20 protein-coding genes are annotated in these 23,936 nt (G+C 71.9%); 4 read left to right on the forward strand and 16 right to left on the reverse strand.

Features of this window, described 5'->3' with window-relative positions:
• Positions 1-113 precede the first annotated feature (113 nt).
• The 13 genes from ACFVYK_RS09390 to ACFVYK_RS09450 form a co-directional block, all read right to left on the reverse strand.
• A complete protein-coding gene (locus ACFVYK_RS09390; protein WP_389770627.1) occupies positions 114-1,586 on the reverse strand; it encodes a hypothetical protein in 1,473 nt (490 codons plus the stop codon).
• A 13-nt stretch (positions 1,587-1,599) separates the two neighbouring features.
• A complete protein-coding gene (gene eccD, locus ACFVYK_RS09395) occupies positions 1,600-2,970 on the reverse strand; it encodes a type VII secretion integral membrane protein EccD (RefSeq protein ID WP_389770630.1) in 1,371 nt (456 codons plus the stop codon).
• 31 nt (positions 2,971-3,001) lie between these two features.
• Positions 3,002-3,271: a hypothetical protein gene (locus ACFVYK_RS09400; RefSeq protein ID WP_389770633.1), complete on the reverse strand. Its 270-nt coding sequence runs from the start codon at positions 3,269-3,271 to the stop codon at positions 3,002-3,004.
• Between the two features lie 24 nt (positions 3,272-3,295).
• On the reverse strand, positions 3,296-4,057 hold the full coding sequence (locus ACFVYK_RS09405) for an immunity 49 family protein (RefSeq protein ID WP_389770636.1): 762 nt from the start codon (positions 4,055-4,057) through the stop codon (positions 3,296-3,298).
• 118 nt (positions 4,058-4,175) lie between these two features.
• Positions 4,176-6,779 (reverse strand): hypothetical protein, encoded by a 2,604-nt coding sequence (locus tag ACFVYK_RS09410; RefSeq protein WP_389770639.1) that lies wholly within the window; start codon positions 6,777-6,779, stop codon positions 4,176-4,178.
• The gene (locus ACFVYK_RS09415) at positions 6,776-7,165 is read right to left on the reverse strand and encodes a DUF6507 family protein (protein ID WP_389770641.1); all 390 of its coding nucleotides are present in this window, start codon (positions 7,163-7,165) and stop codon (positions 6,776-6,778) included. The genes ACFVYK_RS09410 and ACFVYK_RS09415 overlap by 4 nt, the downstream gene beginning before the upstream one ends.
• 58 nt (positions 7,166-7,223) lie before the next feature.
• Complete coding sequence (locus tag ACFVYK_RS09420) at positions 7,224-7,535, reverse strand: pore-forming ESAT-6 family protein (protein WP_389770643.1); 312 nt, start codon at positions 7,533-7,535, stop codon at positions 7,224-7,226.
• A 46-nt stretch (positions 7,536-7,581) separates the two neighbouring features.
• The gene (locus tag ACFVYK_RS09425) at positions 7,582-7,914 is read right to left on the reverse strand and encodes a hypothetical protein (RefSeq protein ID WP_389770646.1); all 333 of its coding nucleotides are present in this window, start codon (positions 7,912-7,914) and stop codon (positions 7,582-7,584) included.
• Between the two features lie 290 nt (positions 7,915-8,204).
• Positions 8,205-8,594, reverse strand: a complete 390-nt coding sequence (rbsD, locus tag ACFVYK_RS09430; RefSeq protein WP_389770648.1) for a D-ribose pyranase — start codon at positions 8,592-8,594, stop codon at positions 8,205-8,207.
• On the reverse strand, positions 8,591-9,502 hold the full coding sequence (locus ACFVYK_RS09435) for a ribokinase (RefSeq protein ID WP_389770651.1): 912 nt from the start codon (positions 9,500-9,502) through the stop codon (positions 8,591-8,593). Before ACFVYK_RS09435 ends, rbsD begins: the two co-directional genes overlap by 4 nt.
• Positions 9,503-9,576: 74 nt before the next feature.
• Positions 9,577-11,529 carry a substrate-binding domain-containing protein gene (locus ACFVYK_RS09440; protein ID WP_389770654.1) on the reverse strand — a complete coding sequence of 651 codons (1,953 nt, stop codon included), beginning with the start codon at positions 11,527-11,529 and terminating at the stop codon, positions 9,577-9,579.
• A complete protein-coding gene (locus tag ACFVYK_RS09445) occupies positions 11,519-13,063 on the reverse strand; it encodes a sugar ABC transporter ATP-binding protein (RefSeq protein WP_389770657.1) in 1,545 nt (514 codons plus the stop codon). The genes ACFVYK_RS09440 and ACFVYK_RS09445 overlap by 11 nt, the downstream gene beginning before the upstream one ends.
• The gene (locus tag ACFVYK_RS09450) at positions 13,060-14,094 is read right to left on the reverse strand and encodes a LacI family DNA-binding transcriptional regulator (RefSeq protein ID WP_389770660.1); all 1,035 of its coding nucleotides are present in this window, start codon (positions 14,092-14,094) and stop codon (positions 13,060-13,062) included. Before ACFVYK_RS09450 ends, ACFVYK_RS09445 begins: the two co-directional genes overlap by 4 nt.
• 222 nt (positions 14,095-14,316) lie before the next feature.
• Here ACFVYK_RS09450 and ACFVYK_RS09455 point away from each other — a divergent pair, with 222 nt between their 5' ends.
• The 3 genes from ACFVYK_RS09455 to ACFVYK_RS09465 all read left to right on the forward strand — a co-directional run bounded on the left by ACFVYK_RS09455 (position 14,317) and on the right by ACFVYK_RS09465 (position 18,488).
• Positions 14,317-14,640, forward strand: coding sequence for a hypothetical protein (locus ACFVYK_RS09455; RefSeq protein ID WP_389770663.1), 324 nt, complete (start codon positions 14,317-14,319; stop codon positions 14,638-14,640).
• 50 nt (positions 14,641-14,690) lie between these two features.
• Positions 14,691-16,949 (forward strand): ATP-dependent RecD-like DNA helicase, encoded by a 2,259-nt coding sequence (locus ACFVYK_RS09460; RefSeq protein WP_389770665.1) that lies wholly within the window; start codon positions 14,691-14,693, stop codon positions 16,947-16,949.
• A gap of 240 nt (positions 16,950-17,189) precedes the next feature.
• The gene (locus ACFVYK_RS09465; protein ID WP_389770667.1) at positions 17,190-18,488 is read left to right on the forward strand and encodes a citrate synthase; all 1,299 of its coding nucleotides are present in this window, start codon (positions 17,190-17,192) and stop codon (positions 18,486-18,488) included.
• A gap of 806 nt (positions 18,489-19,294) precedes the next feature.
• Here ACFVYK_RS09465 and ACFVYK_RS09470 read toward each other — a convergent pair.
• Together ACFVYK_RS09470 and ACFVYK_RS09475 are read right to left on the reverse strand one after the other, a co-directional pair.
• On the reverse strand, positions 19,295-21,586 hold the full coding sequence (locus ACFVYK_RS09470; protein WP_389770670.1) for a heavy metal translocating P-type ATPase: 2,292 nt from the start codon (positions 21,584-21,586) through the stop codon (positions 19,295-19,297).
• A gap of 143 nt (positions 21,587-21,729) precedes the next feature.
• Positions 21,730-21,969 (reverse strand): heavy-metal-associated domain-containing protein, encoded by a 240-nt coding sequence (locus tag ACFVYK_RS09475; protein ID WP_389770673.1) that lies wholly within the window; start codon positions 21,967-21,969, stop codon positions 21,730-21,732.
• Positions 21,970-22,271: 302 nt separating this feature from the next.
• Between ACFVYK_RS09475 and ACFVYK_RS09480 the strand changes: the two genes are divergently transcribed.
• Complete coding sequence (locus ACFVYK_RS09480) at positions 22,272-23,315, forward strand: zinc-dependent alcohol dehydrogenase family protein (protein WP_389770676.1); 1,044 nt, start codon at positions 22,272-22,274, stop codon at positions 23,313-23,315.
• On the opposite strand, the gene ACFVYK_RS09485 is transcribed toward ACFVYK_RS09480, so the two are convergent.
• Positions 23,296-23,871 (reverse strand): GNAT family N-acetyltransferase, encoded by a 576-nt coding sequence (locus ACFVYK_RS09485; protein WP_389770678.1) that lies wholly within the window; start codon positions 23,869-23,871, stop codon positions 23,296-23,298. The genes ACFVYK_RS09480 and ACFVYK_RS09485 overlap by 20 nt on opposite strands.
• Between the last annotated feature and the right edge of the window lie 65 nt (positions 23,872-23,936).

Genomic DNA, 23,936 nt, shown 5'->3' on the forward strand with positions numbered 1-23,936 from the left:
GTACGGACGACTCCGTGTCGAGTACGGACGACTCCGTGTCGAGTACGGACGACTCCGTGTCGAGTACGGACGACTCCGTGTCGAGCGCGGGCGGGTCCGGGGCGGCCGGGTGCTCATCGCACCCTCACCGCGCGCCCCATCACCTCGGCGGCCAGCCGGAGAACGGCGTGCTGCGTGGTCTGCGCCAGCAGGTCGGTGCGGATGGGCCCGCCCCCGGCCAGATGACGGTCGTACGGCACGGTGACGACGGTGACGCCCGTCTCCCGGAGATGCCCGGCGGCCGCCTTGTCGTCGAGGACGGTGTCGGGACTGCCGCAGACCAGCGCGACGACCGTGGAGGCCAGCGCCGAGTGCGGCAGCCGCGCCAGCCAGTCCAGCACGTGACGGGTCGCGCCGACGCCCTCCGCCGTCATCGGCGCGACCACGACCCGGGCGTGCGCGGTGTCCATGGCCGTACGGGCCACCTCGCCCGGGAGCGACTCGCAGTCGACGACGGTCACGGCGAAGTAGCGGCGCAACGCCAGCGTCACCTTGCGGTACGTCCTCATGTCGAGCGGCGCGCCGACCTGGCCCCGGCTCGCGGGCAGCAGCCAGCCGCCGTCCGACACCGGCACCAGATAGCCGGTCACGTCCGTCAGCCGCATGGACGGGTTGAGGATCGGCGCGAGATCGGCGCACGTCCAGCGCACCGCCTCCGCGCCCATGCGCACGGGCAGGGTGCCCAGCGCGGCGTCCGCCTCCATCGTCAGCACCAGGTCGTGCCGGTAGTGGTTGAGGGTGCGTCCGAGCAACGCGGAGACGGTGGACTTGCCGACGCCCCCGCGAATGGAGGTGACGGCCACCACCCGGCCCGTCGTCACGGGCTGCTGCAACTCGCGCGCGATCCGCGTCTGTTCGGCGACGTCCTGCGCGACGGACGAGGTGAGTTTGCGAAACGCCCGCCCCGTGCGCCGGGTCACGGAATCGCCGTGCAGGGGCCGTCCCAGGGCGAGGAGGAGACGCGGATCGAGGGTGGGGGACGACTCGGGCGCGGGGGCCGCCGGAAGGCGGGGATCGCGCACGGGCCCGGCGGGCGTCGCGGGCGGCGGGGACGCCGCGGGCCGCTCCCGTCCCGGCTCGTCGGAAGGCTGCGGCACCGGGCCGGACAGGTGCGGGCTGGATACGGGCGGGCCGGGTATGTGCGGGCCGGGTATGTGCGGGCCGGATACGGGCGAGCCGGGTATGGACGAACCGGGAAGGTGCGGGCCGGGTGTGTGCGGGCCGGACGCGTCGCTCCCGGCGCCGACTTCCGCTCCCGCTCCCGCTCCCGCTCCCGCTTCGGCGTCCGCTCCCGCTCCCGTTTCCACTCCAGCTTCCGCCTCGGTGGCCGAGGGGCGCTCGGGCGCGGGGTGTACGAGCCGGAGCGCGGGCTCCGCGGGCCGCCCGGAGGCAGCCTCCCGGCCGCCACCCGCTCCCGTACCGGCCGGCGCACCCGCGTCGGGCCGGCCGCCTCCCACGGCGCCGCCCAGCTCCCGCAGCACATCCCGCTGCCAGTCACCGCCGCCGCGCGCCGACGGCCGCTGCCGCCGCTGGTCCCCCTGCGTCATGCCGCCGCGCCTCCTAAGCGAAGGTGTCGAGCAGTCGCCCGTACACACCGAACACGCCGACGAGCAGCGGAAGCAGCGTGACGACCCCCACCGACTCGAGCAGGTCGCCGAACCGCCGCAACCGCACCCGCACATGCTCGGCCGGCTGCACGGCGAGCACGGCCAGCGGCAGGACCGCCAACACGACGAGCACGGCCAGCGGAGCAGCCGTCGAGGACCGCTCCGCCCATACCGTCAGCAACCGTACGGCGACCCCGGCCGCGGCGGCCAGCAGCGCGACCACCTCGGCGATCAGCGGAAACGCCCGGGCCCGCAGAGCGAGCACCACCGCGACGACCGCGGCGAGCGACACCGTCCACGCGGAGACGGACCGCACCGCCAGGACGGCGGCCGCGGCAGCCGACCCGGCCACGGTGATCGTGGCGAGCACCAGCCCGCGATGAGCCGCGGCCAGAGCGGCGGACACCTGGTAGCGGCTGACGGAGACCCCGCCGGCCCGCCGGTCGTCGAGCCCGGAGAGACCGGACGCCATCAGCGCGAGCCGCGGCAGCACGCCGAGCGCCACCACGCAGACCACGCCGAGGACCGCGCCGACCCGGGCCTGCTGCTCCGCCGTCCCGGCGCCGGACTGCACGGCGACGGCGGCCTCCCAGCCGACGGCGGTCAGGGCCACGGCGGCGGCGCCCACGACACCGCCCCGCCCCAGGGGCGTGAACAGCCCGAGCAGGACGAGGACCAGCGCGCTCACGGCGGCCACCCCGGCAAGCCGCAGAGCGCCCGCGGATTCCCCGCCGAGTACGTCGACGAGGCTCCACGCGCCCAGCACGCCGAGCGCGCCACCGGCGCACAGCAGGGTCACCGCCGGCGCCTGCCTGCGCAGCCGCCCCAGGACCGCGCCGGCCACCCCGGCCGCACCGGCGGCGGCGAGCAGCGCACCGGCGACGACGGAACGGTCGTACTGCGCACGTGCGAACAGGGCGGCCACGACCGCCCAGCCCACGCACGCGACCCCCGCGGTGATCCGCCGCGCGACAGGGCCCCACTGCCCCGACCGGTGGCCGAGACCTTCCGCCACCTCGTCGCTGACGTCGTGCACGACGGGGGCGGGCGGAGCGTCCTCCGCGCGGACGAGACGCAGCACGGCGCCGTCGCGGATGCCCGCCGTCTCCAGTGTGCTGTCGTGATCGAGCGCGGAGCCGTCCACCGTCACGAGGTGACGCGACGCGGGCCGGCCCTCCACGCGGTCGTCCAGCAACCGCATGATCTCGGGCAGCAGCACCCCGACCGGCTCCTGCGCCGGCAGCACGAGGTCGACGCGTCGCCGCTCACCGACGAGGGTGACGCGACTCAGCACTGCCGGCCCGCCGGCCGCCTGACGACTCATGGCCCCCGTAGACATCACGTTCGCGAACCTATCACCGGCTCGTAGGACTGCCGGAAGGCGTGGAAACTCCGGGGGAGTACGGGCTCGTGCCCTGCCCGATCACCCGGTGCGACACGAACGACCACCCAACGCACCCCGCGCACAACACGGCCGCGATGACCATTCCCGCGACCACCTTCCCCACCCGCTCGTCCACGGCTCGCCGCTGCCGCTGAGCCCCGAACAACAAGGCGTCCCGCAACCGCCGCCGCCGCACGGAAACGGACTCGAGAAGCTGACTGTCATATTCCTGAGCGGTCAAACCGGTTCACCTGCCTCACGTCCCTCACGTCGGGAACTCGCCCAGCCAACTGCGCTTGAGCAAGTGCTCGGGAAGGTACTCGGACTCGACGTCGATCGGGCGGCCGGCATCGTACGCGAGGCAGGTGATCGCGAGGATGGCGAGAGGCACGTCACCGTCGCCGGACTCCTCGCGTTCCGGGTCGGCGGTCCAGTACTCCTTGTGCAGTTCGAGCGCGCGGACGAGTGCCTCGTTGAACTTGACGGGGTCCTGGGCGACGAACCGGTGGAAGAGGTTGAGCGGCGGGAACAGGACCTTGAGCATCAGTTCCCGGTCCACGATCCGCAGCCGGTCCGGGTCGGTCCCGTCGAACGCGGCGACCAGCTTGTCCCCGAGGCCCGGCCGTTCCAGCCAGTACGTCTGGAGGGCGTCCACCCAGTGGTAGATGTACTCCTCGAACACGGCCCCGGAGGCCCGCAGCGTCTCGATCGGCACCTGGCACAACGCGGTCATCCGCGCCTGGTCCCGGCAGACGACCGCCAGCCAGAAGGCGTCCAGCCAGGTCCCGGCGTCCGTGAAGTGGGTGGGCCCCACGGCGGGGATCGTCCGGACCTCATGAGCGATCACACACTCGACGGTGGAACCCTCGGGAGCGGTCGCCGAGGCGAAGAGCGCCGACCCCACCTGCATGGCCATGACCCAGGCCTCCCAGGTCTCGAGCATCTTGGCGGTGGGATCCTCGGTGCACAGGAGCGCGGCCCTCTGACTCGCCCGGCTGAACGTCATACCGAGGCTGTCGGGATACACCTCCAGGTCCTCAACGTCCTTCAGGGTGCGCGCATTGATTCTCTGCCGCAGCCCTTCCGGATCGGGGTGACTTCCTTCCGCCGGCGGCCGCGAAATCCTCGTCGGCATGTGCGGGTCCTCATTTCGTGATGTTGAACTGCAGCATCTCGTAGCCAGCGTACTTAGGCCCGTCGAACTTGGCTTTGACGAGGACGTAGTCCACCTGGCCCCGCTTGAGAGCCGTGCTCAGATCCTCCGCCAGCTTGCGTTCGGCCTCAGCTGCTTTGAGCAGGTCTTGGTTTCCGGTCTTCTCGGCCTTGATTTCGTTTCTTTCAGCCCGCATTTCCATCTGGTCGAGAATGGTTTGGAAGTACTCCCGCGTCCCCTGGGTCACCAATCGCCCGCTGTGCCCCTTGCGCACGCCGAGGTCGGCCTTCGTGGAACCCTTGGCCTCGACGACGACGTACCGGCCGTCCTGGGCCCGGTACACCTGGTCGAAGCGGTTGTTCCCGAACGCCCCGTCGTCCAGGCGCACCGCGCCCTCGTAGTGCTCGGGTATGGCGTGGTGTTCGGCGGCGTCTTCGCCGAGCAGTTCGCTCTGTCGGTTCGCGTCGGCGTGGAGCGGCTTGTGGGCCGCGTTGGCGTGGTCCCTGGCGGCGGACAACTCGTCCGTGGGGTGCGCGGTGTACGCCTTTTCAGCGGCCTCGAGCCTGCGCTCCGCGGCGTTGTCGGCCGTGACGGCCGCGTGCCGCTTCGCCGCCTGGTCGTCGAGGTGGTGCAGGGTCTCGGGGGAGAGGTCCGAGCGGTGGCCGACGACGGGATCCTTGTGCACGTAGTGCTCTTTGATCGCCGGTGGCATGTCGCTGGCCGCGATCCACTCGGGCGGCGCGAACGGATTGCGTACGAGCTGGGGCACGGCTTGGCTGTAGCCCCCCTTGGCCTCCGTCGAGAGTCGGTAGCCGTTGTCGCGGTAGTTCTCCTTGAACCACTGGGGATCGTTGTTGGCCCGCTCGACCTGCCGTCGCATGATCTCGCGTTCGTGCTCCAGCGGGTTGTGACTGCCGGACGGCGTTCCGTCCGCACCGTGACCGCCCCCGTGGCCGCCCCCGGTCCCGCCGTGCTGGGCGGGAACGTGCCCGGAGTCTGTGCCGCCGCCCGTGTGACCGTGGTCGCCGCCCGTCGCATGTCCGCCGGTGTCGCGTGCCGGGACCGTGTCGGTGCCCCGGCCGCTCCCCGCGTGGTCGGTGGCGTGCGCGGTCGGCGTCGTGTTCCCGCCGCCCCGGGCCGTCGCGTCGCCGCCGACGTGGCCGGCCGTGTCCCCGGCGGCGTGGGCGCCTGCCCGGTCGCCCGCACCGACCAGCGCCCCTTCGTCGTGCGGCAGGCTGTGCCGCAGCAAGTCCCGGTCCGCCGCCGACAGTTCGACCTTCGCCGGGGCCGCTGTCCCGTCCGGTCGGAGGACCGAGCCGTCGTCGAGGTTGAGGCGGGTTCCGTCCGGCCACTCCACGACGTTGTCGCGGATGACCGGCAGGTCGTCGGCGATCCGCAGCACGCTGCCGTCCGGCTGGACACGTCCCGCTCCGGTGAGGAGGTCGTCGTAGGCGCCCGCGTGCACGCCCTTCAGGCCGGCGAACAGGTCGGCGACCTTGACCGTGCCGAACTTCGCGGCCTTGCCGAGGTAGGTCATCGGGTCGACCAGACGTGCCGTCTTGCCGAGTGCGCCGAGGGTGCGGGCGAGCGCTCCGCCCTTCGCGGCGGTGCCGGCGCCTCCGGTGAAGATCGTGGTCAGGACGTTGAAGGTGACCGCGCCGCCCGCCCGGGCGGGGTTCTTGCCCCACTCGTCCCAGGCCACCAGCGCCTTGCCCGCCTCCTTGACCGTGTTGCGGGACTCGCGCAGATAGCCGGGCAGCTTGTCCTCGGGCATCGTCCAGTACACGCTCCCGAGGACCGGGGTCGCGGTGATGGCCAGGCCCGTCGCGAGCTTGCCGAGGCCTGTCCAGGCCTGGCCGGCCGCGTCCCAGCCGTCGACGCCGACGAAGGTGCCCAGGCCGCGGATCGTGCCCCACACGCCGTCGACGACGAAGCCCTTGCCGAAGTCGAGCAGCTGGTGGCCCAGCCAGTCCAGTCCGTGACGCTCCTTCTCCACGGTCTTGCCCCAGGGCAGTTCCTCGGACTGGTTCAGGAGGTCGGCGGTGAAGCCGTAGGTGCTGGTGCCGCGTTTCAGCAGCCGTTTCTGTGCGCCGTCCTCGAGGATCAGCGTCGTCCCGCCCACCAGCGCGGTGATCGTGTTGTGGCAGGTGATCTCCGCCTGCCAGAAGGCGACCGAGGTGGCGGTGACGTCGTGCACCAGGTCGTTGTTGAGCTGGACGTTGTCGTCGTCCTCGCGCCAGTGGTCGTCTCCCGCGATGTCGCTGCGGAAAGCCTCCGCACGCTGCTTGAGGCTCCTCAGCTTGGCCACGAGCGGCTGGACCTCGGTCTCGTACGAGGTGAGGGCGGCCGCCACCTTCTCCAGGTCGTCGGCGAACTCGTCGGCCTTGGCGGCCACCGGCGCTGTCGTGGCGAACAGCTGGTCGGCCTCGGGGGCCGAGTAGCACGCCGACAGCCCCTGGAAGCGGGTGTGCACGTCCGACCCTGACTGCCGGAAGGCGAGCGCCTCCGCCGTCAGAAGCATCGAGTCCGTGCCCAGTTGCTCCAGGTCGCCGGTGAACTGCGGAATGTTCTGCGGGTCGATGAGGTCCGCGGTCACTGGCCCCCCTGCTGTCCGCCCGCTCCCGGCAGGTCGATCTTCGGTTCCTTCAGCGCCTTCGCCTGAGCCTGCGCGGCCATGTCCAGATCGCCCTTGACGTAGGCGTTGGTCGCGGTGGCCGCCCCGTTGAGGGAGTTCGACGTGCGCACCGCGACGTACGCCAGCTTTTCCTGGTAGGCCGTGAAGAACTCGCCCAGCGCCGCGGCGACCGGTCCCTGGACGCCGCTCTTCTCCACGCCGCCCTGCTGGATCGTGCCGGCGGACGCGGCCGCGCTCGGCCCCGTCTCCTGCAGCGCCTTACCGGTGTTCGAGAGGCCCTCGGCCGCCTTCGCCGTCTCCGTGAGAACGTGTTGCACGCCCGACGGCGAGATGTCCCACCCCGTCATGTGGATACCCCGTACTCCCCGTGACCTACGTGTTCCGTCGCCGCGTCGACGCCGCGCATCAGCCGATGTTGTCGACCGCCGCCCGCGCCTTCGCCATCGTCGACTGGGCCGTCCCGTCGTTGTCCTCCAGCGTGCTGCGCACCAGCTGGATGATGCTGCGCACCTCGTTGGCCGCCCGGTTCCAGCGCAGTTCCTTGCCGTGGTACTCCTCGGACACCCCGTCGGCCTGGAAGTCGGCCATGGCGGCCTTCACGGCCTTGTCGCGGTCGGCGAGCACGCGCTCCAACTGACCGACGATTCCCTGCAGTCCACCCTGCACCTCGCTCGACGCGTCGGTGTCGTACGAGCGGCGGTCCAGATTCTGACCCATGGTCACCAACCCCCTGTGGTTGTCTGTCTGCGTCCTGGCCCTGCGGCTAGCGCGCGCCGAAGCGGGCCGCGTCGAAGTTGGCGGCGCCCATGTTCTTGTGGGCGTTGTCATGCTGCTCGGTGTCACCGCCGGCGAACGCGGTGTCCATGCCGCCCTGGCCTTCGAGGATCGCGCCGAGCGACTCGTTGAGCGCGGCGGTGATCTCGTCCGCCCGCAGCTTGAACGAGTCGAAGGCGACCTTGCCGGAGCCGTTGAACTTGCCTTCCAGCGGCTCGGCAGCCTGGACGAGTCCGCGGATCAGCGTGCCCAGGTCGGTGCTCGAACCGACCGTGCTCTTGCCCAGGTCAGAGAGAGCCGTGGATCCCATGTCGAACTTCACGTGTGTCACCCCCGTGCGTCACGTACACATCACATACCCGTTCGAACATGCTGTCTCACAACCCGTTGCGGACGCAACGTCGTTGATCGCCGTGTGACCTGATCCGGACACGTTCGGGACGAAGCCGACGCCGGGAGGCGCCCGCCCGAGGCCCGACCGAGGGCCGCCCGACGCCCGCCCGCCGCCCGCTTCCTGATCCGGACACGTTCGGGACGAAGCCGACGCCGGGAGGCGCCCGCCCGTCGCCCGCCCGACGCCCGCCGCCCGTCGGGCGGCGGCTCCGCGCAGGGTCAGAAGAACACCCCGCACCGCAGCAGCACGTTCGCGTACGGCCGTGCCTCGCCCGTGCGCACCACCAGCCGCGCCCCCGCCGACAGCCTCTTCAGCTCCTCGTGCGGGACGTAGGACAGCCCCGTCAGGCGGTCCGTCAGGAGCGCGTGCGCCGCCGGGTTGGCGTCCCGCACCTCCGCCGCCGCCGTCGCGCCCTCCACGACCAGTTCGGCGAGCAGCCCGTCGACCACCTCCCCGAACGACGGCACCCCCGCCCGGAAGGCGAGGTCGACCACGCGCGGCCCGTCCGGTATCGGCATGCCCGCGTCGCACACCAGCACCCCGTCGCCGTGCCCCAACTCGGCGAGTGCCCCGGCCAGATGACGGTTGAGGATCCCCGCCTTCTTCACAGCGCGTCGACCTCGTCGGCGGTCGGGAACGACTCCTGCGCGCCCCTGCGGGTCACCGACACCGCCCCCACCCGCGCCGCGTACGCCGCCGCCTCCGCGAGCGAGGCGCCCTGGCCCAGCCGCCAGGCCAGCGCCGCGGTGAACGCGTCGCCCGCGCCCGTCGTGTCCACGGCGTCCACCCTGACGGGGGCGACGTGCTGCACGCCGCCGTCCGTCGACGCCACCAGCGCGCCCCGCGCGCCGAGCGTGACTACCACCGACCGCGGCCCCTTCGCGAGCAGCCGCCGCGCCCAGTCCTCGGGTCCGCCGCCCACGTCGCCGCCCGTCCCGCCGAGGATCACCTTCGCCTCGTGCTCGTTGACGATCAGCGGGTCGCAGGCCGCGAGCAGCGCGACGGGCAGCGGGCGCGGCGGGGAGGGGTTGAGCACGAACCGGCTGTCCGGCCCGAGGCTCGCCGCGACCGTCACGACCGTCTCCAAGGGGATCTCCAACTGCGCCGACACCACCCGCGAGGCGCGCAGCAGGCCGCTCGCGGCGCGGACGTCCGCCGGGGTCAGCCGGCCGTTCGCGCCCGGCGACACCACGATGCTGTTGTCGCCCGAGGGGTCCACGGTGATCAGCGCGACCCCCGTCGGCGCCCCGCCCGCCAGCACGCCCGCCGTGTCGACCCCGGCCGCCCGCTGCGCGTCGAGCAGCAGCCGTCCGTGCGCGTCGTCGCCGACCCGGGCCAGCAGGGCCGTACGGGCCCCGAGGCGCGCGGCCGCGACGGCCTGGTTCGCGCCCTTGCCGCCGGGGTGCACGGCCAGGTCGGAGCCGAGCACCGTCTCCCCGGCCCCCGGCCTGCGCTCGACGCCGATCACCAGGTCGGCGTTGGCCGAGCCCACGACCAGCAGGTCGTAGTCGTACATGGAAAGAACTCCCCTGATACGTGACGTGAGGCGGGCGGTCCCGCTCGGGGGACCGCCCGCCTTCCCGTGCGATGTCAGCCGCTGAAACCGGCCACGTTCTTCTCGGTGACCACCTTCACCGGCACCTTCACCGTCTCCTCGACCTTCTTGCCCCGCAGCGCCTTCAGCGCGTTGTCCACGGCGATCTTGCCCAGCTGGGACGGCTGCTGCGCCACCGACGCGTACAGCGTGCCCTGTTCGACGGCCTTGAGGCCGTCGGGCGTGCCGTCGAAGCCGACGACCTGGACGGACGTGCCGGCCTTGGAGCCCAGCGCCTTGATCGCGCCGAGCGCCATCTCATCGTTGGCCGCGATGACGCCCTGGACGTCCGGGTGCGCCTGGAGCAGGTTCGACATGACGTCGAGTCCCTTGGTGCGGTCGAAATCGGCCGGCTGCTGGGCGAGCACCTGGATGCCGGGGTAGGCCTTGAGGCCCTTGGCGAAGCCCGCGGCCCGCTCCCGGGCGGCGGAGGTGCCGGCCTGGCCCTGGAGGATCACGATCTTGCCGGTGCCGCCCAGCTTCTCGGCGACCGTCCTCGCGGCCAGCTCGCCGCCCGCCACGTTGTCGGAGGCGACGAGCGTGTCCACCGTGGCCTTGTTGACGCCCCGGTCGACGGCGATGACCGGGATCTTCGCCTTGTCGGCGGCCTTCACCGAGTTGCTCGCCGCGTCCGAGTCGACCGGGTTGACGATGATCGAGTCGTAGCCGGAACTGGTGAAGTTCTGCAACTGGTTGGCCTGCTGCGAGGCGTCGTTCTGCGCGTCGGTGACCGTCAGGTCCACGCCCAGCTTCTTCGCCTCGGCCTTGGCGCCGGACTGGATCTGCACGAAGAACGGGTTGTTCAGCGTGGACAGCGCCAGGCCGATCCTCGGGTTGACGCTCGCCGGGTTCCCGCCGTGCAGGAGGGACGTCGCGCCGACGACCGCCACGGTGACGACGGCCGCGAGACCGTACGTCGCCGCCTGCCGCCCCTTGCCCGCGCGGCTGCCCGTCCCGGCCGCCGCCGGGGTCGCTCCGGCCTTGCGGCGCAGGGTGTCGAGCAGCACCGCCAGCGCGATGACGACGCCGATGACGACCTGCTGCCAGAACGCGGACACCGACAGCAGGTTCAGCCCGTTGCGCAGCACCGCCAGGATCAGCGCGCCGATCAGGGTGCCCGACGCCTTGCCGGTGCCGCCCGCGAGGGAGGCTCCGCCGATGACGACCGCGGCGATGGCGTCCAGCTCGTAACCGTCGGCGGCCTGCGGCTGCGCCGACGACAGCCGGGAGGCGAGCACGACGCCCGCGACGGCCGCGAAGACGCCGGACAGGGCGTAGATGGCCAGCTTCTGCCGCCTCACGCGCAGCCCTGACAGCCGGGCCGCCTCCTCGTTGCCGCCGATGGCGTACATCGACCGTCCGATGTAGGTGCGGCCGAGCACGAACGCGGCGATCAGGCCCATCACGACCATCACGAGCACCGGGACCGGCAGCCAGCCGCCGAGGGTGTCGCCGAGGTGCGAGACGGAGTCGGGGAAGGCGATCGGCGAGCCCTCGGAGATCACCAGCGACAGACCGCGCGCGACCGAGAGCATGGCGAGCGTCGCGATGAAGGGCGGCAGCTTGCCGTAGGCGATGAGGAAACCGTTCACCAGACCGGCGGCGATGCCGGTGGCGACGGCCAGGAGCAGCGCCACGACCACCGGGACGCCGTGTTGCGTGGCGCTCCAGGCGAGCACGGTCGCCGACAGCGCCGCCACCGAGCCGACCGACAGGTCGATGCCCGCCGAGACGATCACGAACGTCACGCCGAAGGCGAGGATCGCGGTCACGGCCGCCTGGACGCCCACGTTGAGCAGGTTGTCCGTGGTCAGGAAGTCGCCCGACAGCGCCGACATGGCGATGACGAGGACGATCAGCGCGGTGAGCGCGCCGTTGTCGAGGAGCAGGCGGCGGACCGCCGCGGCGCCACCGGCGCCCGAAGTGCTCAGATGCGTGTCAGCGGCCACGGCCGGCCTCCACTTCCGTGGTCGTAGGGGTGGTACGGGGGGTGGCGGGCGCGCTGACGGCGAGCGCCATCACCGCGTCCTGGGTGGCCTGCTCGGCAGGCAGTTCGCCGGCGATCCGGCCCTGGGCCATCACCAGCACCCGGTCGCTCATGCCGAGCACCTCGGGCAGGTCGCTGGAGATCATCAGGACCGCGGCGCCGGCCGCCGTCAGCTCGTTGACCAGCTGGTAGATCTCGACCTTGGCGCCGACGTCGATCCCGCGGGTGGGCTCGTCGAGGATCAGCACCCTGGTGTCGGCCAGCAGCCACTTGCCGATGACGACCTTCTGCTGGTTGCCGCCGGACAGGGTGCGCACCTGCTGGCCGAGGCCGGCCATCCGCACGCCCAGCTGCGCGGCGATCCGCGCCGCCGCCTCGCGCTGGCCCTTCAGGTCGACCAGCCCGCCACGGGTCGCGGCCCGCATGGTCACGAGCCCGAGGTTCTCCTCGACCGACTGGTCGAGCACGAGCCCCTGGCCCTTGCGGTCCTCGGGCACCAGCCCGATCCCGGCGGCCATCGCCGCGTTGACGTCGTGCCGGGGGAGCGGCGCCCCCGCGACCCGCACGGTCCCCCGGTCGTAGGGGTCGGCCCCGAAGACGGCCCGTACGACCTCGGTACGACCGGCGCCGACGAGCCCGGCGATGCCGACGACCTCGCCGGCGCGCACCTCGAAGCCGACGTCGTGGAAGACGCCGTCGCGGGTGAGGCCCTCGACGGACAGCAGGGCGGCGCCCGTTCCGGCGCGCTCCCTGGGGTACTGCTGCTCGATGGAGCGGCCCACCATGAGCCGGACCAGCTCGTCCTGCGGGGTGGCGGCGGGCACCTGTCCGACGCTTCTGCCGTCCCGGATGACCGTGACGCGGTCGCCCAGGGCGGCGATCTCCTCCAGGTGATGCGTGATGGACACGATGCCGACGCCGTCCTCGCGCAGCCTGCGCACGATGGCGAAGAGCTTGTCGACCTCCTCGGAGGTCAGCACGGCCGTCGGCTCGTCCATGATCAGCACGCGCGCGTCCAGGCTGAGCGCCTTGGCGATCTCGACCATCTGCAGCCGGGCGATGCCGAGTTCGCGCACCCGCGCGCGGGGCGAGACGCGCACGCCCACCCGCTCGAGCAGGGCGGCGGCCTCCGCCTCCATCCGCTTGCGGTCGATCACGCCGAACCGGCGGGGCTGCCGTCCCAGGAAGATGTTCTCGGCCACCGTCAGATCGGGGACGAGGTTGAACTCCTGGTAGATGGTGGCGATCCCGAGGCGCTCGGAGTCCTGCGCACTGTGGATGCGCACCTCCTCGCCGCCCGCCCAGATCCGCCCGGCGTCGGGCCGGTAGGCGCCGGAGAGCATCTTGATGAGGGTGCTCTTGCCCGCGCCGTTCTCGCCGAGCAGCACATGCACCTCGCCCCGCCGCAGGTCGAAGTCGACGCCGTCGAGCGCGACCACGCCGGGGAAGGTCTTGCGTATGCCTTCGATGCGCAGCAACTCGTCCGCGTTGCTCACGTCTGGCTCCTGTTCGTTACGGGGGACTCCGCGCACGTCGCTGACTCGCCGCACGAGCGGCGCACGACGAGGCGGGCGGCGAAGGTGACGGACTGCGGGGGGCGTCCCTCGATGCGGTCGACGAGCGCGCGCACGGCGGCCCGCCCCAGCTCGCCCGTCGGCTGGGCGATCGCCGTGATCGGCGGATCGGTGTGCACGAACCACGGGATGTCGTCGAAGGCGGCGAGCGCCAGGTCCTGCGGGACGCGCAGCCCACGCGCGCGGACGGCGTCCAGCGCGCCGAGCGCCATCAGGTTGTCGGCGGCGAACACGACCTCGGGCGGCTCGGGCAGGTCGAGGAAGCCCTCGGTGACCCGCCGGCCGCTCTCGGCCTGGAAGTCGCCCTGTCCCGTGTAGGCGTCCGGGAGGGGGAGCCCGTACTCGGCCAGGGCGGCGCGGAAGGCCTCCACGCGCTCGCTGCCGGTGGTGGTGGCGGCGGGCCCCGCGATGATGGCGAGCCGGCGGTGGCCGAGGCCGTGCAGGTGCGCCACGAGGTCGCGCACGGCGGCCCGGCCGTCCGACCTGACCACGGGCACGTCCAGGCCGGGGATCCACCGGTCGACGAACACCATCGGGGTGCCCGCGCGCGCGGCGTCCAGCATCCGCGGGGAGCCGCCGTCGGTGGGGGAGACCAGCAGACCGTCGATCCGGCGGTCCAGCAGGGTCGTGACGTGATGGTCCTGGAGGTCCGGCCGTTCGTCGGCGTTGCCGATGATCACGCTGTAGCCGAGGGCGCGGGCCTCCTCCTCGACGGAGCGGGCCAGCTCGGTGAAGTAGGGGTTCATCACGTCGCTGATGACCAGGCCGAGGGTGCGGGTCTGGTCGGTGCGCAGCGACCGGGCGACGGCGTTCGGGCGGTAGCCCAGCGCCTCGACGGCGGCCAGCACGCGCGTGCGTGCGTCGTCGCTGACCGACGGATGGTCGTTCAGGACGCGTGACACCGTGGCGACGGAGACGCCCGCCTCGGCAGCGACGTCCTTGATGCTCGCCATCGCCGCTCCACCTCCTCGTGGACTCGGTTTCGTGAACGCCGTGCAGTCATGGAATCGATTACATCGACGTGTACGAAGGATTGGAATCGATTACACGGGGGTTAATCAAGACCCTGGCGTGGCTGAAACCCGATCGTGATGAACGCGCACCCGCGGGGCTCTAGGCTGCCCTCGACCGTCGCGGGTGGCATGCCCGCGCCAAGGAAACAGGGGAGAACAGACATGCGAGCAAGCCGGATACTCGGTGCGTCCGTGGGGGCCGTCGCCCTGGTCGGCGCCTCGTTCGTGGCCGCCGCCCCGGCCGCCGCGGCGAGCTGCACGGCCAAGGCTCTCGAGACCGTGGTCATCCGCTCCACGACCAGCACCGGCGGCACGGCCCTGGCCCAGCTGAACAAGGGTCAGAGCGCCTCGGCCTCCTGCACGATGTACTACGGCACGGCCTCGTACGAGAAGTGCGGCATCGTCAGCAAGCGCTGGGTGAAGGTGACCCGCAGCGGCGTCACCGGCTATGTCGTCGGCACCTGCGTGACGATCGCGCAGGACTGACCCGAGGCGGCCCGGGCGGCCCTGTCGGTGGCGGGCGGTACCGTCGGATCATGTCCCAACAGACGGGGGCCGCCCAGGGGGCGGAGGAGCGGCGGCTCGCCACGCTGGAAGGCGTGCTGGAGCGCATCACGTACGCCAACGAGGACAACGGCTACACGGTCGCCCGGGTCGACACCGGCAGAGGCGGCGGCGACCTCCTCACGGTCGTCGGCGCGCTGCTCGGGGCCCAGGTCGGCGAGTCCCTGCGCATGGAGGGCCGCTGGGGCTCCCACCCGCAGTACGGCAAGCAGTTCACCGTCGAGAACTACACCACCGTGCTGCCCGCCACCGTCCAGGGCATCCGCCGCTATCTGGGCTCCGGCCTGGTCAAGGGCATCGGCCCGGTCTTCGCCGACCGCATCACCCGGCACTTCGGCATGGACACCCTGAAGATCATCGAGGAGGAGCCGAAACGGCTCGTCGAGGTCCCCGGCCTCGGTCCGAAGCGCACGAAGAAGATCGCCGACGCCTGGGAGGAGCAGAAGGCGATCAAGGAGGTCATGCTCTTCCTCCAGACCGTCGAGGTGTCCACCTCCATCGCGGTCCGCATCTACAAGAAGTACGGCGACGCCTCGATCTCCGTCGTGAAGGACCAGCCCTACCGGCTGGCCGCCGACGTCTGGGGCATCGGCTTCCTCACCGCGGACAAGATCGCCCAGTCCGTCGGCATCCCGCACGACAGCCCCGAGCGGGTCAAGGCGGGCCTGCAGTACGCGCTGTCCCAGGCCACCGACCAGGGGCACTGCTACCTCCCCGAGGAACGGCTGATCGCCGACGCGGTCAAGCTCCTGCAGGTCGACACCGGTCTGGTCATCGAGTGCCTCGCGGAGCTCGCGACGGCGCCGCAGGAGGGCGAGGACCCCGGAGTCATCCGCGAGAAGGTCCCGGCGGCCGACGGAGGGGAGCCCGTCACCGCCGTCTATCTCGTCCCCTTCCATCGCGCCGAACTCTCCCTGTCGGCGCAGCTGTTGCGTTTGCTGCGCACCGACGAGGACCGCATGCCGGCCTTCCGGGACGTGGCCTGGGACAAGGCGCTGGCCTGGCTGAGGAGCCGGACGAAGGCCGATCTCGCGCCCGAGCAGGAGGCGGCCGTCCGGCTCGCGCTGACCGAGAAGGTCGCCGTGCTCACAGGCGGCCCCGGCTGCGGCAAGTCCTTCACGGTCCGCTCGATCGTGGAGCTGGCCCGCGCGCGCAAGGCGAAGGTCGTGCTCGCCGCGCCCACCGGCCGCGCCGCGAAGCGGCTGGCCGAACTGACCGGCGCCGAGGCGTCCACCGTGCACCGCCTGCTGGAGCTCAAGCCCGGCGGGGACGCGGCCTACGACCGCGACCGCCCGCTGGACGCCGACCTGGTGGTGGTCGACGAGGCGTCGATGCTGGACCTGCTCCTCGCCAACAAGCTGGTCAAGGCGGTCCCCCCGGGCGGCCACCTGCTCTTCGTCGGGGACGTCGACCAACTCCCCAGCGTCGGTGCGGGCGAGGTGCTGCGCGACCTGCTCGCCGACGGCGGCCCGGTGCCCGCCGTGCGTCTCACGCGCGTGTTCCGCCAGGCCCAGCAGTCCGGCGTGGTGACCAACGCGCACCGGATCAACGCCGGGCAGCACCCCCTCACCGACGGCATGAAGGACTTCTTCCTCTTCGTCGAGGACGACACGGAGGAGGCCGGACGGCTCACGGTGGACGTGGCCGCGCGCCGCATCCCGGCCAGGTTCGGCCTCGACCCGCGCCGGGACGTCCAGGTCCTCGCGCCCATGCACCGCGGACCGGCCGGCGCCGGCGCCCTCAACGGGCTGCTCCAGCAGGCCGTCACCCCCGGCCGCCCCGACCTCCCCGAGAAGAGGTTCGGCGGCCGGGTGTTCCGCGTCGGCGACAAGGTCACCCAGATCCGCAACAACTATGACAAGGGGGAGAACGGCGTCTTCAACGGCACCGTGGGCGTCGTCACCTCGCTCGATCCCGTCGAACAGCGCCTGACGGTGCTGACCGACGAGGACGAGGAAGTGCCCTACGAATTCGACGAACTGGACGAGCTGGCCCACGCGTACGCCGTGACCATCCACCGTTCACAGGGAAGTGAATATCCCGCGGTGGTGATCCCCGTCACCACCGGAGCATGGATGATGCTGCAGCGGAATCTTCTGTATACGGCCGTCACCCGCGCGAAGAAGCTGGTCGTCCTCGTCGGCTCCCGCAAGGCGATCGGCCAGGCCGTGCGCACGGTGTCGGCGGGCCGCCGCTGCACGGCCCTCGACTTCCGGCTCGCCGGCCGATGACCCGGCCGCCGGGGCATGGTGCGGAGGCCGTGTAAAAAATGATCGATCAAATGAGTCACGAAGGTCACAGAGCACTTCCCCAACCGTGACCAAGGCGGCAGGATGAGCTGGTTGGCGGCACTGAGTGCCGCCGATAAGCCCAATGGTCGACCCCGAGTGCACTCTCCTGCGCCAAATGGGGGATGGTAGAGACAGTCAGGGCAACCTCGAAGAAGAGGCACAACGTCGGTGAGGGATGACGTGAGCGAGCACACCAACAACGCTGTAGTACTGCGGTTCGGCGACGGCGAGTACACCTACCCGGTGATCGACAGCACCGTCGGCGACAAGGGCTTCGACATCGGGAAGCTCCGCGCCCAGACCGGTCTGGTGACCCTGGACAGCGGCTACGGCAACACCGCCGCCTATAAATCCGCCATCACGTACCTCGACGGCGAGCAGGGCATCCTCCGGTACCGCGGCTACCCGATCGAGCAGCTGGCCGAGCGGTCGACCTTCCTCGAGGTCGCCTACCTCCTGATCAACGGCGAGCTGCCGACCGTCGACGAGCTCACCGTCTTCCAGAACGACATCACGCAGCACACCCTGCTGCACGAGGACGTCAAGAACTTCTACAGGGGCTTCCCGCGCGACGCCCACCCGATGGCCATGCTGTCGTCGGTGGTCTCCGCGCTGTCCACGTTCTACCAGGACAGCCACAACCCGTTCGACGAGAAGCAGCGCAACCTCTCCACGATCCGGCTGCTCGCCAAGCTCCCGACGATCGCGGCGTACGCGTACAAGAAGTCGATCGGCCACCCGTTCGTCTACCCGCGCAACGACCTGGGCTACGTCGAGAACTTCCTGCGCATGACGTTCTCGGTGCCGGCGCAGGAGTACGACCTGGACCCGGTCGTCGTCTCCGCGCTCGACAAGCTGCTGATCCTGCACGCCGACCACGAGCAGAACTGCTCGACGTCGACGGTCCGTCTGGTCGGCTCGTCCCAGGCGAACATGTTCGCGTCGATCTCGGCCGGCATCAACGCCCTGTGGGGCCCGCTGCACGGTGGCGCCAACCAGTCCGTCCTGGAGATGCTCGAAGGCATCCAGGCCAACGGCGGCGACGTCGACTCCTTCATCCGCAAGGTGAAGAACAAGGAGGACGGCGTCCGCCTGATGGGCTTCGGCCACCGGGTGTACAAGTCCTTCGACCCCCGCGCCAAGATCATCAAGGCTGCGGCGCACGACGTCCTCTCGGCCCTCGGCAAGTCCGACGAGCTCCTGGACATCGCGCTGAAGCTGGAGGAGCACGCGCTCTCCGACGACTACTTCGTCTCGCGCAACCTCTACCCGAACGTCGACTTCTACACCGGCCTGATCTACCGGGCCATGGGCTTCCCGACCGAGATGTTCACGGTCCTGTTCGCCCTGGGCCGCCTCCCGGGCTGGATCGCCCAGTGGCACGAGATGATCAAGGAGCCCGGCTCCCGCATCGGCCGCCCGCGCCAGATCTACACGGGTGTCGTCGAGCGTGACTTCGTTCCGGTCGAGGAGCGCTGACGCCTCCGGCGGTGGGGCCACGTCGTCAGGTGGCCCGCGTGTGATCCGCGTGTGATGTCCGACTGCCCGGGGCCTGCGTCCCGGGCAGTCGTGTGCGCGGGCGGTTCGTTCCGGTGCGGGTGCGGGTGCGGGTGCGGGTGCGGGTGCGCGGTGGCTGGTCGTGCGGTTCCCCGCGCCCCTGACGTGAGCACGGGCCGGTCCTTCTCGAAGAGCACGCCTGCGCGGTGTGCCGTGATGGGCGCGGGCATACGGAAGGCGCCCCGGCGGCGGTCCCCCCACGGGCCGACGACCAGGGCGCCTTCCCATGTCCCGGTGCGGATTCCCCCCACGGGATCCGGCCGGGCGTTGTGAGGACAGCGCCTGAATTCGCTGTTGTGTGACCATCTTCGGTTGTCGTGCCCGCGGTTGAGCAGAACGAGCAGAACTCGCCGTACCACCGCTGTGTGCGATCTGCCGGGACAGCGCACGCTGGGAGGGCCGCTCAAAGCTTCCCGGTGTACGTGCCCCGGCAACGCATCTCCGAGGACGTCCCCCAAGACATCCTCAGATGTCAGGTCGCGCCCCCCAAGACGCTTGCCGACATCGTCAACTTAGACCGTCGAAGCCCTTCGATGGTTACGTTCGCATCACTGTGATCTGTGTCTCTTGCATATGTCCGTTAGATGCGCAAGAGCCCGGATACGGCGATGGGGGCCCAAGCGTAAGGATGATGCGCGAGCCTTGTGAAGAGCTTATGTGAGGCTCGCGCAGGACTCCAGGGGTCTCAGCCAAAGGCCTGGTCCTACTCGGCGGTATCTCCGCGCGTCTCACGTGAACGTGCGCAGCCGAAGACTGTTCGTCACGACGAACACCGACGAGAACGCCATCGCCGCCCCCGCGATCATCGGGTTCAGCAGCCCCGCCGCGGCCAGCGGCAGCGCGGCCACGTTGTAGCCGAAGGCCCACACCAGGTTGCCCTTGATCGTGGCGAGGGTCCGCCGCGACAGCCGGATCGCGTCCGCCGCCACCCGCAGGTCCCCGCGCACCAGCGTCAGGTCGCTCGCCTCGATCGCCGCGTCCGTGCCCGTCCCCATGGCCAGCCCCAGGTCGGCCGCGGCGAGCGCGGCCGCGTCGTTCACCCCGTCCCCGACCATGGCGACGACCCGTCCCTCGTCCTGGAGCCGCCGCACGACGTCGACCTTGTCCTCCGGCAGCACCCCGGCGATCACCCGGTCGATCCCGACGGCCCGGGCGACCGCCTCGGCGACCACCTGGTTGTCGCCGGTCAGCAGCACCGGCGTGAGGCCCAGCGCGCGCAGCTCCCGCACCGCCTCGGCGCTGGTCTCCTTGACCGCGTCCGCGACGGCGAGCACACCGCGCGCCACTCCGTCCCAGCCCACGACGACGGCCGTGCGGCCCTCCCGCTCGGCCTCGGCGGCGGCGTGCGCCACCTGCGGCGGGACGGACTCGAAGAGGCGCCCGACGGCCACCTCGCGGCCCTCCACGCGCCCGCGCACCCCCCGGCCCGGCACGTTCTCGAACCGCTCGACCGCCGGCAGCCCGCCGACCCGTTCCTCGGCGCCCGCCGCCACCGCCCGGGCGACCGGATGCTCGGAGGCGTGTTCCAGGGCGCCCGCCAGCCGCAGCAGCTCCCGCTCGTCCACGCCGTCGGCGCTCCACACGTCCTGCAGGGTCATACGGCCGGTGGTGACCGTTCCGGTCTTGTCCAGGACGACCGTGTCGACGCGGCGCGTGGACTCCAGGACCTCGGGGCCCTTGATGAGGATGCCGAGCTGGGCGCCGCGCCCGGTGCCCACCATCAGCGCGGTGGGCGTGGCGAGGCCGAGCGCGCACGGGCAGGCGATGATCAGCACGGCGACGGCCGCCGTGAACGCGGCCACCGTGTCTCCCGTGGCGCCGAGCCAGCCGGCGAAGACGGCGACCGCGAGCAGCAGCACCGCCGGCACGAAGACCCCGGAGATCCGGTCGGCCAGCCGCTGCACCTCGGCCTTGCCGGTCTGCGCCTCCTCGACGAGACGGGCCATGCGGGCGAGCCGGGTGTCCGCGCCGATCCGGGCCGCCTCCACGACCAGCCGGCCGCCGGCGTTCACCGTCGCGCCCGTGACGGCGTCGCCGGGCCCGACGTCCACCGGCACGGACTCGCCGGTCAGCATCGAGGCGTCCACGGCGGACACGCCGTCCACGACCGTGCCGTCGGTGGCGACCTTCTCCCCGGGCCGGACGACGAACCGGTCGCCGACCGCCAGCCGGTCGACGGGGATCCGCACCTCCCTGCCCTCGCGCAGCACGGCCACGTCCTTCGCGCCCAGCTCCATCAGCGCGCGCAGCGCCGCCCCCGCGCGCCGCTTGGAGCGGGCCTCCAGGTAGCGGCCGAGCAGGATGAAGACGGTGACGCCGGCGGCGACCTCCAGGTAGATCGTCGAGGCGCCGTCCGTGCGCGAGACGGTGAGCTCGAAGGGGTGCCGCATGCCGGGCATGCCCGCGTCGCCGAGGAACAGCGCCCACAGCGACCAGCCGAGCGCTGCCAGGGTGCCGACGGAGACCAGGGTGTCCATGGTGGCCGCGCCGTGCCGCAGGTTGGTCCAGGCGGCCCGGTGCAACGGTCCGCCGCCCCAGACGACCACGGGCGCGGCGAGCGTCAGCGACAGCCACTGCCAGTTGTCGAACTGCAGCGACGGGACCATCGCGAGCAGCACGACCGGCGCGGCGAGCAGGGCGGAGACGAGGACCCGGTGGCGCAGGCCCGCGAGTTCGGGATCCCCGGACCGGCTCTCCCCCCTCTCCTCACCCGTCCGGTCGGCCTCGTCCGTCCCGTCGGTCCGACGGTGGCGCACCGGCTCGGGCGCGGGCTCCTCGGCGGTGTATCCGGTCTTGACCACGGTGGCGATGAGATCGGCGACCTCGACGCCGGCCGGGTAGCGGACCTTCGCCTTCTCGGTGGCGTAGTTGACCGTCGCGGTGACGCCGTCCATGCGGTTGAGCTTCTTCTCCACGCGGGCCGCGCAGGAGGCGCAGGTCATCCCGCCGACGATCAGTTCCACCTCGGCGGTCGGGCCCGGCGGTTCGGCTATCGGCGGTGGGGTGGCGGTGCTGGTCATGTCCGTGCTCCAGGAAGCGGGCCGGGCCGTACGGAACCAGTATCAGCTGGTCGGTACGGCCCGGCGGGTGCAGGAGGGGTTCCTCGGGCCGCGCGGGAGAGCGACGCCGCGAGGGTGGCGCCGCGGGAGCGCCGAGCGGGGACTCAGGCCTGGCCGACCAGTTCGAAGCCGGCCTCGGCGACGGCGGCGCGCACCGCGGTCTCGTCGAGCGCGGCGGCGGAGACCACCGTGACCTCGCCGGTCGAGGCGACGGCCTTCACCGAGGTGACGCCGGCGAGCTCCGAGATCTCGCCGGAGACGGCGCCCTCGCAGTGGCCGCAGCTCATGCCGGTCACCTGGTAGACGGTGGTGACGGAGCCCGGGGTGTCGGTCTGAGCGGTCATGTCGTTCTCCTCGTGGGGCAGGCGGGGCAGGTGAGGCAGGGCGGGGCCTTCGAGGGGTGTCCCATCCCTCGACCACTATACCCCTAGGGGGTATTTCCCCCAAGGATGGTCCGGCGTGGCGGGCGCCCGCGTCGGGGAGCGGCGGGCGACAGGGGCGCCGCGCACGGCTAGCGTTCGCGGTGATCTTCGGCGAAACAGGCGAAGCCCGAAGGCGAAGCCCGAAGCCCGAAGCCGAAGGCGAAGCCCGAAGCCGAGGGGGAAGGCGAAGGCGAAGCCCGAAGGGGAAGGCGAGGCGAGGGCGTATGCGGGCTGTGGTGTTCGAGCGGTTCGGGGAGCGGGCCGAGGTGCGGGAGACGCCCGACCCGCGGCCCGCGGAGCACGGCGTGGTGGTCCGCGTCGAGGCCACCGGCCTGTGCCGCAGCGACTGGCACGGCTGGATGGGCCACGACCCGGACATCGCCCTGCCGCACGTCCCCGGTCACGAACTCGCCGGAGTGGTGGTCGAGACGGGACCCCGGGTCACCGGCTGGAAGCCCGGCGACCGGGTCACCGTCCCCTTCGTGTGCGGCTGCGGCGGCTGCCCGTCCTGCGCGGCCGGTCAGCACCAGGTGTGCGAACGCCAGACCCAGCCGGGCTTCACGCACTGGGGCTCCTTCGCCCAGTACGTGGCCCTGGACCATGCCGACGTGAACCTGGTCGGGCTCCCCGACGACCTGTCGTACGCCACCGCCGCCTCCCTCGGCTGCCGGTTCGCCACAGCGTTCCGGGCGGTCGTGCGGCAGGGCCGGCTCGCGGCGGGGGAGTGGGTCGCGGTGCACGGCTGCGGAGGCGTGGGCCTGTCGGCGGTGATGATCGCGGCGGCGAGCGGGGCGCGGGTGGTCGCCGTGGACGTCTCACCCCGGGCTCTGGAGCTGGCGCGCGGGTTCGGCGCGGCGGAGTGCGTGGACGCGACCCGCGTGCCGGACACGGCGGCGGCGGTGCGCGAGCTGACCGGCGGCGGCGCGCACCTCTCGCTCGACGCCCTCGGCTCACCCGTGACCTGTGCCGCCTCGGTGAACGGACTGCGCCGCCGGGGGCGGCACGTCCAGGTGGGACTGCTGCCTTCGCCCGACGGCGTCACCCCGGTGCCGATGGCCCGGGTCATCGCCCTGGAGCTGGAGCTCCTGGGCAGTCACGGCATGGCCGCCCACGCCTACCCCGAGATGCTGGAGCTGGTGCGGGCCGGGGCGCTGCGCCCCGACCTCCTGGTGACGTCGGTGATCGCGCTGGACGCCGCGCCGGCCGCGCTGGCGGACCTGGGCGGTGCCCAGGGCGCGGGGGTGACGGTCATCGAGCCGTGGGCCTGACGGCGGCACGCGGCCCGCTCCATTCGCGGTCCAGGATCGCCATGAGCACCTCGTCCACCCACACGCCCTCGCGCAGCGCGGCCTCCCGCCGCACTCCCTCGACCACGAACCCGACCTTCTCGTAGACGCGGCGGGCCCGGCCGTTGTCGCCGTACAGCCCCAACTGGACGCGGTGCAGGCCCAGTCGCTCGAAACCGTGGCCGACGACGAGCCGGGTCGCCTCGGTGCCGAGCCCCCGGTCGCGGCCCCGCGGGCCGATCAGCGTGCGAAAGGTGCAGCTGCGGGCGTCCGGATCCCACTCGTGCAGCACCACCTCGCCCACGAGTTCGCCGGTGGCGCGGTCGGTGACGGCGAGGTCCAGACGGTCGGGCTGTGCGGAGCGGGAGCCGTACCAGGAGCGCAGCCGCTCCGGGGTGAGGTCGGCGTCGGCCGGGAAGGTGAAGCGGACGACCTCGGGGTCGGCGATGATCTCGCCCATGGTCTCGGCGTCGGCCTCGGTGAAGGGCCGCAGCACGGTCCTGGGGCCGCTGAGCAGGGGTTTGTCGGAGAAGTCCACCCACGGCAGTGTGCCCCACGCGTCGGTGGGGCACAGGCGAATCTCCTCTTCGGCCGGGTCGGTTT

The sequence above is a fragment of the Streptomyces sp. NPDC058291 genome (assembly GCF_042880855.1).
Lineage (GTDB): Bacteria > Actinomycetota > Actinomycetes > Streptomycetales > Streptomycetaceae > Streptomyces.